This window comes from Kitasatospora sp. NPDC001664, assembly GCF_053596675.1.
Window position 1 is genome coordinate 45,433 of record NZ_JBSFGS010000044.1, and the last position, 10,372, is coordinate 55,804.

The window sequence follows — 10,372 nt, forward strand, 5'->3', positions numbered from 1 at the left end:
GCTAAAGTCTTCCACGTCAGCAGGCGCCGCTAGCTCAGTTGGTTAGAGCAGCTGACTCTTAATCAGCGGGTCCGGGGTTCGAGTCCCTGGCGGCGCACAGACAGCAGAAGGCCTTCCATCTCCGGATGGGAGGCCTTCTTGCGTTGCCCGCACCGGATGGTGATCCCGGGGGCGCGGGGAACTGCGCGAACCGGAAGGCGGCTCACCTGCGACTGACCCACCGTCGGCCAGTTGCAGGTGCTGCCTTTCCAGCCCGCGCAGTTCCTCGCGCCCCTGGGGCCTTCGGCCCTCGGGGCGCTGCCCGGGCGAGCGTCAGCGGCCGCGCAGGGTGCGGTACTTGGCGACCAAGGCGGCGGTGGAGCTGTCCAGCTGGTCGGTGCCCTCGCCGGTCAGCAGGACCGGCTCGATCTTCTTGGCGAGCACCTTGCCGAGCTCGACGCCCCACTGGTCGAAGGAGTCGATGTTCCACACCGCGCCCTGGACGAACACCTTGTGCTCGTACAGCGCGACCAGCTGGCCGAGCACCGAGGGGGTCAGCTCGCCGGCCAGGAGGGTGGTGGTCGGGTGGTTGCCCCGGAAGGTCTTGTGCGGCACCAGCTCGGCGGGGACGCCCTCCGCGGCGACCTCCTCCGGGGTCTTGCCGAAGGCCAGCGCCTGGGTCTGGGCGAAGAAGTTGGCCATCAGCAGGTCGTGCTGGGCGGCCGTCGCGGCATCCAGCTCGGCGACCGGGCGGGCGAAGCCGATGAAGTCGGCCGGGATCACCTTGGTGCCCTGGTGCAGCAGCTGGTAGTAGGCGTGCTGGCCGTTGGTGCCGGGGGTGCCCCAGACCACCGGGCCGGTCTGCCAGTTCACCGGGTTGCCCTCGCGGTCCACCGACTTGCCGTTGGACTCCATGTCGAGCTGCTGGAGGTAGGCGGTGAAGCGGGAGAGGTAGTGCGAGTAGGGCAGCACCGCGTGCGCCTGGGCATCGAAGAACGCGCCGTACCAGACGCCCAGCAGGCCGAGCAGCAACGGGACGTTCTCGGCCGCGGGCGCGGTGCGGAAGTGCTCGTCGACCAGGTGGAAGCCGTCCAGCATCTGCCGGAAGTTCTCCGGGCCGATGGCGATCATCAGCGAGAGGCCGATGGCCGAGTCGTAGGAGTAGCGGCCGCCGACCCAGTCCCAGAACTCGAACATGTTCTCCACGTCGATGCCGAAGTCGGCGACGCCGGCGGCGTTGGTGGAGAGCGCCACGAAGTGCTTGGCCACGGCCTCCTGGCCGGCGCCGAGCTGCTCCAGCAGCCAGCCGCGGGCGGAGGTGGCGTTGGTGACGGTCTCGATCGTGGTGAAGGTCTTGGAGGCCACGATGAAGAGGGTCTCGGCGGCGTCCAGGTCGCGGACCGCCTCGTGCAGGTCCGCGCCGTCCACGTTGGAGACGAAACGGACCGTCAGGTCGCGCTGGGTGAACGGGCGGAGCACCTCGTACGCCATCGCCGGGCCGAGGTCGGAGCCGCCGATGCCGACGTTGACCACGTTCTTGATCCGCTTGCCGGTGTGGCCGGTCCACTCCCCGGAGCGGACCTTGTCGGAGAAGGCGGCCATCTTGTCGAGCACCGCGTGCACGGCCGGGACCACGTTCTCGCCGTCGACCAGGACCTCCGCGCCGCGCGGGGCCCGCAGCGCGGTGTGCAGGACGGCCCGGTCCTCGGTGGTGTTGATCTTCTCGCCGCGGAACATCGCGTCGCGCAGCTCGGCCACGCCGGTGGCCGCGGCCAGCTCCCGCAGCAGCTCCAGGGTCCGGTCGTTCACCAGCTGCTTCGAGTAGTCCACCAGCAGGTCGCCGACGGCCAGGGTGTAGCCCGAGCCGCGCTCCGGGTCGGCGGCGAACAGCTCGCGCAGGTGCGTCTGACCGAACTCCTCCCGGTGCTTGGCCAGCGCCGTCCACTGCGGCAGCCGGTCCAGGGGGGTGCGGTTCTGCGCCGTCATCGCTTTGCTCCTTGAGTATCCGGATTTCGGTTACCGGCAGGTCCCTGCGAGAGGGTGGCGCGAGGTCCGGCGGTAGCTCTGTGGTGCGCCGACTCCGTTGACGGCCTGCCCGGGTCAGCCTACTTCGCGCGACGGTCCGTCAGGTGACGCGCCACTGGCCACCGGGCGTACTCCGCCACCTCCTCCCGTGCACCTACTTCCGCCGGGAGCGCAGGTCCAGACGGCGCATCACCTGGTCGGCGATCTCCGGATCGCCTCCCGGCTCGCCGCGGGCGACCAGGACCTCGCGGCGGGAGGCGGCGATCATCTCCTGTTCGAGGTCGGCGGCGGAGCGCAGCTGCTCCCAGCGCTCGCGGGCCTCGACCGCCTCCTCCTCGGCGTAGCGCTCGGGGCAGAGCCGGGCCAGCCGGTCGTGCTGGCGCTCCCTGAGGACCTCGACCACCTCGGGCTGGAGGTCGCGCTCCTCCTCCAGCTCCCCGAGCCGGACCAGGCCGGCCTTGGCGGCCCGCCACCACATGTGCTTGACCGCCTCCTCGTGCTCGTCGGTGCCGCCGCCGAGGCCGAGCACCTTGACCACCAGAGGGAGCGTCAGACCCTGGACCAGCAGGGTGAAGAGGACCACCGCGAAGGCGCAGATGACGATCTCGTTGCGCCCGGGGAAGTCGCGCGGGATGGCGAGCGCGAGGGCCACGGTGGCCACCCCGCGCATCCCGGACCACCAGAGCACCACCGTCTCGCCGACGCTGACCGGGGTGTCCTCGTCGGCGTTGCTGACCCGCTTGGAGATCCAGGCGGCGGGCAGCAGCCAGGCCAGCCGGACCAGCACCACGGCGGCGATCACCCAGGCGGCGTCGCCGAGCATGCCACGCCAGGCGCCGCCGACCTCGTCCAGCAGCGGGGCCAGCTCCAGGCCGATCAGGCCGAAGGCCACACCGGTGACCAGGATCTCGACGATCTGCCAGAAGGCGTTGCCGACCAGCCGGTACGCCACGTCGTCGGCGTCCTGGGCGCGGTCGGCCAGGTAGAGGGCGCAGACCACCACGGAGAGCACGCCGGAGCCGTGCAGCTCCTCTGCCAGCACGTAGGCGGCGAACGGCACCAGCAGGTTGAGCGCGACCTGCTGGGTGGGGTCGTCGAGCATTCCGGCCAGCCTGGCGTTGAGCCAGCCGAGGCCCGCGCCGACCACCACCGCGACCACGGCCGAGAGCACGAACCGCAGGGCGATCCCCTCCGCGGACAGGTGCCCCTCGGTGACCGCCTCGATCGCCAGCGAGTAGATGACGATCGCGGTGACGTCGTTGAACAGGCCCTCGCTCTCCAGCACCGCGACCAGCCGCCGGGGCAGCCCGACGCTGCCGGCCACCGCGACCGCGGCCACCGGGTCGGGCGGGGAGACCAGCGCGCCGAGCGCGATGGCGGCGGCCACCGGGAGGGCGGGCAGCAGCCAGTGGAAGGTGCCGGCGACCACCGTGGTGGTGACCACCACCAGGCCGACCGCGAGCAGCAGGATGGAGCGGGCGTTGGCCTTGAAGTACCGGACCGAGGAGCGCCGGGCGACGGCGAAGATCAGCGGCGGCAGCACCAGCGGGAGGATCAGTTCGGGGTTGACCTCGATGTCCGGGACCTGCGGCACCAGGGCGAGCACCAGGCCGATGGCGGTCATCAGCACCGGCTGCGGCACCCGGGTGATCCGGGCGACCGGGATGGTCACCACCGAGGCGAGCAGCACCAGGAAGAGCAGGCTGAGCTGTCCCACGGGGGTCGGCGTCCTCTCGGTGGGCGACGGGTCGCCGATCAGCATAAATCTGACAGTGCGACAGACGCGCGCGGCGCGCTCCGGCCGGGCCTTGACTTCAAGCGCGCTTCATCTTCGAGAGTGGTGACGATCAGTCCGACCGAAGGGGAGACAGGCAGATGCTGGCGACGCTGTTCCGGGAGCCCGGTGGGCCCGAGGTGCTGGAAGTGACCGAGCTGCCGGTGCCGGAGCCCGGGCCGGGCGAGGTGCTGGTGCGGGTGATGGCCGCCGGCATCCAGCCGGCCGACACCGCGATCCGCTCCGGCTGGGCGCCGCGCGGTGTGACGGTGGAGTACCCGGCCACGCCGGGCAACGAGTTCGCGGGGGTGGTCGTCTCCCTCGGCGAGGGCGTCTCGGGCTGGGCGCCCGGCGACGAGGTGCTGGGCTTCCGGCTGCTGGGCGCCCACGCCCGGTACGTGGCGGCACCGGCCGACCAGCTGGTGGCCAAGCCCGCCGGGATGGGCTGGGCCGAGGCCGGATCGCTCTCCGCCTCCGGCCAGACCGCGCACGTGGCGCTGTCCGGGCTCGGGGTCTCGGCGGGTGACACCGTCCTGGTCCACGCCGCGGCCGGCGGGGTCGGCACGGTCGCCGTCCAGCTGGCCCGGGCCTGGGGCGCCACGGTGATCGGCACCGCCAGCGAGGCCAACCACGACTACCTCCGCTCCCTCGGCGCGACCCCGGTCACCTACGGCGAGGGCCTGGCCGACCGGGTCCGCGCGCTCGCCCCCGACGGGGTGGACGCGGCCTTCGACGCAGCCGGGCGCGGCGCCCTGGAACCGTCCCTCGAACTGGTCGCCGACCGCTCCCGGATCGGCACCATCGCCGACCCGGCCGCCGAGGGCCTCGGCATCCGCTGGCTCTACGGCCCCCGCTCCGCCGCCCGCCTCGCCGAGCTCACCGCCCTCTGGGAGCAGGGCCGCCTGCGCCTCACCGTCTCCGCCTCCTTCCCGCTCTCCCGCGCGGCCGAGGCCCACCGCCTGGTGGAGGCCGGCCACGTCCGCGGCAAGGCCGTGATCCTCCCCTGGGAGGAGTGAATTTCCGATCCGGGCTGCTGACCGGGTAATGTTCTCTTCGTCAGCAGGCGCCGCTAGCTCAGTTGGTTAGAGCAGCTGACTCTTAATCAGCGGGTCCGGGGTTCGAGTCCCTGGCGGCGCACAGACAGCCGGAAGGCCCCTCACTCAGGTGAGGGGCCTTCGGTCGTTCTACGGCCAGTAGCTGTCGAAGTTCTTGGAGAACTCGCGGGTGCCGTTGTACTGGTCCCAGTTGATGGACCAGGTCATCAGGCCGCGCAGGTCGGGCTGGGGGCCGCTGCGGGGGACGTAGGTGCCGCAGTTGGTGGCCTTGGTGAGGCAGTCGAGGGCCTTGTTGACCTCGGCCGGGGAGACGTAGCCGTTGCCGGCGTAGGTGGTGGCGGGCATGCCGATGGCGACCTGGGAGGGGGCCAGCGGCGGGAAGACGTTGTTGGTGTTGCCGGCCACCGGGAAGCCCTTGAGCAGCATGTCGGTCATCGCGACGTGGAAGTCGGCGCCGCCCATCGAGTGGTACTGGTTGTCCAGGCCCATGATCGAGCCCGAGTTGTAGTCCTGGACGTGCAGCAGGGTGAGGTCGTTCCGCATCGCGTGGATGACGGGGAGGTAGGCGCCGGCGCGCGGGTCCTGACCGCCCCAGGGGCCGGAGCCGTAGTACTGGTAGCCGAGCTGGACGAAGAAGGTCTCCGGGGCCATGGTCAGCACGAAGTCCTTGCCGTACTTGGCCTTGAGGGTCTTCAGCGCGGAGATCAGGTTCACCACGACCGGGGTGGTCGGGTTCTTGAAGTCGTTGTCGCCGGTGGCCAGCGAGAGCGAGTGGCCCTCGAAGTCGATGTCGAGGCCGTTCAGGCCCCACCTGTCGATGATGGCCGAGACCGAGTTGACGAAGGCGTCGCGGGCGGCGGTGGTGGTGAGCTGGACCTGGCCGTTCTGGCCGCCGATCGAGATCAGCACCTTCTTGCCCTTGGCCTGCTTGGCGGCGATGGCCGCCTTGAAGTCGGCGTCCGACTCGACCGACGGGCACTCGGTGACCGGGCAGCGGTTGAACCGGATGTCGCCGGAGGTCACCGAGGTGGGCTCGCCGAAGGACAGGTTGATGACGTCCCAGGAGTCCGGGATGTCGGCGACCTTGGTGTAGCCGGCGCCGTTGGCGAAGCTGGCGTGCAGGTAGCCGACCAGGGCGTGCTTGGGCAGGCCGCCGGGCGGCGGGGCGGTCGGCGAGGAGGAGGTGGACGGGGAGGGGGAGGGCGAGGTGCTGGTGGAGGGGGACGGCGACGGCGAGGCCGAGGTGCTGGTGGACGGCGAGGGCGAGACGGAGACGGAGGGACTCGGGCTCGGGGCGCCGGGGCCGTCCAGCGAGAGGTCGTCCGCGTAGTAGGTGCCCTGGCCGTACCAGCCGTGGGTGTAGACGGTGGCGCTGGTCTGGCTCGCGCCGGTGGTGAAGCTCACCGAGAGCTTCTGGTAGGCGCCGCCGGTGCCCGGGGTCCAGGTGGAGGCGGTGCTGCCGCCCTCCACGCCGAGGTAGACGTAGGAGCCCTTGACCCAGCCGGAGAGCTGGTACGTGGTGTTCGGTGCGACCTGGACGGTCTGCACGCACTTGGCGATGTCACCGGCCGAGGCCGCGCCGGCCAGGGCCGAACTGCCGGTCCGGGCCTGGCTGCTGACGCTGCCGAGACCGCCCGAGCAGCTCCAGGGCGAGAGGCTGCCGGACTCGAAGCCGCCGTTCGCCAGGAACTCGCCCGCGCTCGCGGACGGTGCCAGGGAGAAGGTGAGGGCGACGGCACCGGCCGCCGCGGTGGCCCAGGCGGTCGCTCCGGCGACCAGCCTTCTGGTGGTACGGGGAGTGCGCATGTGGGGGACGCTCCTGCCTCGTTCTGTGGGGGTGTCCAACTCGGTGCAGGGGAGCCAAAATTGGACTGGACCACTGAAGCGTCTCGGGCCGTCGGGTGTCAATGGCTCCGGGAACGAGGTGATGTCTTTGGGGGCGCGGGGAACTGCGCGGAGCGGAAGGCGGCCCACCTGCGACTGAGGGCACGTCAGCCAGTTGCACGTGCTGCCGTTCCCCGGCGCGCAGTTCCCCGCGCCCCTGGGCCGCTGCCCTGCCGAGCCTCCGATGCCAGGTTGCGGGCCCGTGGAAGCGCACGTTGCATGGAGGGCGTGACCGTCCCTGGCTACCTCCGGTTCCCGCACCTGCGCGGCGGGCTGCTCACGTTCACCGCCGAGGACGACGTCTGGGCCGCCCCGCTCGCCGCGGACGGCGGGGTCGGCCGGGCCTGGCGGGTCAGCTGCGACCGGACCAGGGTGAGCAACCCGCGGCTCTCGCCGGACGGCGGGACCGTCGCCTGGACCAGCTGGCTGACCCTCACTCCCGAGGTGTGGAGCGCCCCTTCGGCCGGCGGCGAGCCGGCCGTCCGGCTGACGCACTGGGCCAGTCAGGACACCCGGCTGCGCGGGTGGCTGCCGGACGGCGAACTGCTCGCGGTGACCTCGTACCACGAGCCCTTCGCGCACTACACCTGGGCGTGGGCGCTCCCGCCGGACGGCTCCCCCGGGCGCCGGATGCCCTGGGGTCCGGTCGGCGACGCGCAGCAGGACGGCGAGCACACCGTGCTGCTGACGGCCACCGCCCCGCACGAGCCGGCGGCGTGGAAGCGGTACCGGGGCGGCGCCACCGGGCGGCTCTGGCTGGGGAACCGTCAGCTGCTGCCCGAGCTCCCGGGCCACCTGGCCTCCCCGATGCCGATGGGCGACCGGATCGCCTTCCTCTCCGACCACGAGGGCGTGGGCAACCTCTACTCCTGCCGCACCGACGGCACCGACCTGCGCCGGCACACCGACCACGCCTGCTACTACGCCCGCGAGGCGGCCACCGACGGGACCAGGATCGTCTACCAGCACGCCGGTGACCTCTGGCTGTTGGAGGGCCTGGAGGCGCCGCACCCGCGCCGGCTGGAGGTGCCGCTCGGCGGTTCGCGGACCGGCCGCCGCCCGTACCAGGTACCGACGGCGGGTCAGGTCAAGGACCTCGCCTGCGACGCCACCGGGCGGGCCGGCGTGCTCACGGTCCGGGGCAGCCTGTACTGGCTGGCGCACCGGGACGGCCCGGCCCGGGTGCTGGCCGACACCCCCGGCGTGCGGGCCCGGCTGCCGGTGGTGCTCGGTGCGGAGGGGCGGATCGCCTGGATCACCGACGCGGAGGGCGCCGACGCGGTGGAGATCGCCCCCGCGCCGGGCCGGGGCGGCGCGGAGGGCCCGAACCGGCGGCTGGCGGCGGGGCGGCTGGGCCGGGTGGTGGAGCTGACCGGTTCGCCGGACGGCCGCACCCTGGCGGTGGTCGCCACCGACGGGCGGCTGCTGCTGGTCTCGGTGGCGGACGGCACCGTCACCGAGGTGGCCGCCTCCCGGCACGGCCCGGTGGGCACGCCCGCGTTCTCCCCCGACTCGCAGTGGCTGGCCTGGGCGCAGCCGGTGGCGGGCCGTTCGCTGCGCTCGATCCAGCTGGCCAGGGTGGCGGACCCCTCGCACACCGTGGACGTGACCGGCGGGCGGTTCGAGGACGAGCACCCGGTCTTCACCCGGGACGGCCGCTTCCTGGTCTTCCTCTCCTGGCGCGGCTTCGACCCGGTGCACGACGTGCACACCGGGGACCTCTCCTTCCCGCTCGGCTGCCGCCCGTACCTGGTGCCGCTGGCGGCGGACACCCCGTCACCCTTCGCCGCCCCGGCCGAGGGCCGCCCGCCGGTGGGGCTGGACCCGGAGCAGAGCAGCGGCGACGGCACGGTGACGGTGGACCGGGAGGGCCTGTCCACCCGGCTGGTGCCGTTCCCGGTGACGGCCTCCAAGTACTCCGCCACCGCCTCGGCCCGGGGCGGGGTGCTCTGGCTGCGCTGGCCGATCGCGGGGGCGCTGGGGCAGACCTTCGCCAATCCGGCCGACACCTCGGGCCGCCCGGTGCTGGAGTACTTCGACCTGGCGCACGGCACCCGGACCACGGTGGCCGAGCACGTCGAGGGGTACTCGGTCGCCGGGGACGGCCGGTCGGTGCTGGTGTTCTCCAACGCCACCCTGCGGCTGCTCCAACTCCCCTCCGGCAGCCAGCCCCTGACGGTCGACCTGCGCCGGATCACGCACACCGTGCACCCGGCCGAGGAGTGGCGTCAGTCCTTCCGGGAGGCGGCCCGGATCGTGCCGGACCAGTTCTGGGACGAGGGCATGTGCGGGCTCGACTGGCCCGGACTGGTCGAGCAGTACGCCCCGTTGGTGGAACGGGTGGCCTCCCCCGACGACTTCGCCGATCTGCTCAGGGAGCTGCTCGGCGAGCTCGGCACCTCGCACGCCTACGTCACCGCCGCCCGCCGCAGCGAGGGCGCCACCCTCGCCCAGCAGCCGATGGGCCTGCTCGGCGCGGACATCCGCCGGGCCGCGGACGGCCGCTGGCTGGTGCACCGGATCCTGCCCGGCGAGTCCTCCGACCCACGCGCCCGGGCCCCGCTGGCCGGCTACGGGCTGCGCGACGGCGACGAGTTCACCGCCGTCGGCGGCCGCCCGCCGGACCCGGTGCGCGGCCCCGCCCCACTGCTGGCCGGGGCCGGGAACACCACGGTGGAGCTGACCTTCCGCGCCGCTTCCGACGGCTCCGAGCGCCGGATCGCGGTCACCCCGCTGACCGACGAGCGGCCGATCCGCTACCAGGACTGGGTGACCAAACGGCGCCAGCTGGTACGGGAGTTGAGCGACGGACGGTGCGGGTACCTGCACATCCCTGACCTCGGCGGCTCCGGCTGGGCCCAGTTCAACCGCGACCTGCGGCGCGAACTCGACCACCCCGCCCTGGTGTTGGACGTGCGGGGGAACGCCGGCGGGAACGTCTCGGAGCTGGTGCTGGAGAAGCTCAACCGCCGGGTGCTGGCCTGGGACCACGCCCGGGGGCGGCTGCCGGTCCGCTACCCGCGGGACGCGCCGCGCGGGCCGCTGGTGGCGCTGGCCGACCACGCGACCAGCTCGGACGGGGACGTCATCATCGCCGCGATCCGGCTGCTGGGGCTCGGGCCGGTGGTCGGGACGAGGACCTGGGGCGGGGTGGTCGGCATGACCGGACGTCACACGCTCGGGGACGGGACGCAGATCTCCGTGCCGAAGAACGCCTCGTGGTTCACGGGCAGCATCGGGTGGTCGGTGGAGAACCACGGGGTGGCGCCGGACGTCACGGTGGTGCGGGGGCCGCACGAGTGGGCGGCGCACCTGCACACGGAGCTGGAGACCGCCGTCCGGCTGGCCCTGGACCTGCTGGCCGAACACCCGGCCGCCGCTCCCCCGCCCCCCGACACCCCCCGGCCCGACCTCCGCCGCCCGCCCCTGCCGCCCAGGTGACGCCAGGCGCGAGGACGTACGTGGTCACACCGGTGCGCGAGGACGTACGTGGTCACACCGGTGCGCGAGGACGTACGTGGTCACACCGCGGCGCGAGGACGTACGTGGTTACACCGGGGGCGCGGGGAACTGCGCGAAGGGGGACGGCAGCACGTGCAACTGGCTGACGGAGCCTCAGTTGCAGGTGAGCCGCCTTCCGGTTCGCGCAGTTCCC

5 protein-coding genes and 2 tRNA genes are annotated in these 10,372 nt (G+C 72.8%); 4 read left to right on the forward strand and 3 right to left on the reverse strand.

What is annotated here, in order from left to right; all coding sequences use genetic code 11:
* The first annotated feature begins 23 nt into the window (after nt 1-23).
* Nucleotides 24-97, forward strand: a tRNA-Lys gene (locus ACWCYY_RS37605).
* A 215-nt stretch (nt 98-312) separates the two neighbouring features.
* Here ACWCYY_RS37605 and pgi read toward each other — a convergent pair.
* Nucleotides 313-1,965, reverse strand: a complete 1,653-nt coding sequence (gene pgi / locus ACWCYY_RS37610; RefSeq protein WP_449798602.1) for a glucose-6-phosphate isomerase — start codon at nt 1,963-1,965, stop codon at nt 313-315.
* Nucleotides 1,966-2,158: 193 nt separating this feature from the next.
* A complete protein-coding gene (locus tag ACWCYY_RS37615; RefSeq protein ID WP_345285782.1) occupies nt 2,159-3,721 on the reverse strand; it encodes a Na+/H+ antiporter in 1,563 nt (520 codons plus the stop codon).
* Nucleotides 3,722-3,879: 158 nt separating this feature from the next.
* Between ACWCYY_RS37615 and ACWCYY_RS37620 the strand changes: the two genes are divergently transcribed.
* Together ACWCYY_RS37620 and ACWCYY_RS37625 are read left to right on the forward strand one after the other, a co-directional pair.
* Nucleotides 3,880-4,794 (forward strand): NADP-dependent oxidoreductase, encoded by a 915-nt coding sequence (locus ACWCYY_RS37620; protein ID WP_449798603.1) that lies wholly within the window; start codon nt 3,880-3,882, stop codon nt 4,792-4,794.
* A gap of 47 nt (nt 4,795-4,841) precedes the next feature.
* Nucleotides 4,842-4,915 (forward strand) — tRNA-Lys (locus ACWCYY_RS37625).
* A 47-nt stretch (nt 4,916-4,962) separates the two neighbouring features.
* Here the strand turns inward: ACWCYY_RS37625 and ACWCYY_RS37630 are convergent.
* Entirely contained in the window at nt 4,963-6,639 is a 1,677-nt protein-coding gene (locus tag ACWCYY_RS37630; protein WP_449798604.1) for a chitinase, read from the reverse strand.
* A gap of 297 nt (nt 6,640-6,936) precedes the next feature.
* Between ACWCYY_RS37630 and ACWCYY_RS37635 the strand changes: the two genes are divergently transcribed.
* Nucleotides 6,937-10,158, forward strand: a complete 3,222-nt coding sequence (locus tag ACWCYY_RS37635; protein WP_449798605.1) for a S41 family peptidase — start codon at nt 6,937-6,939, stop codon at nt 10,156-10,158.
* The last annotated feature ends 214 nt before the right edge of the window (nt 10,159-10,372 follow it).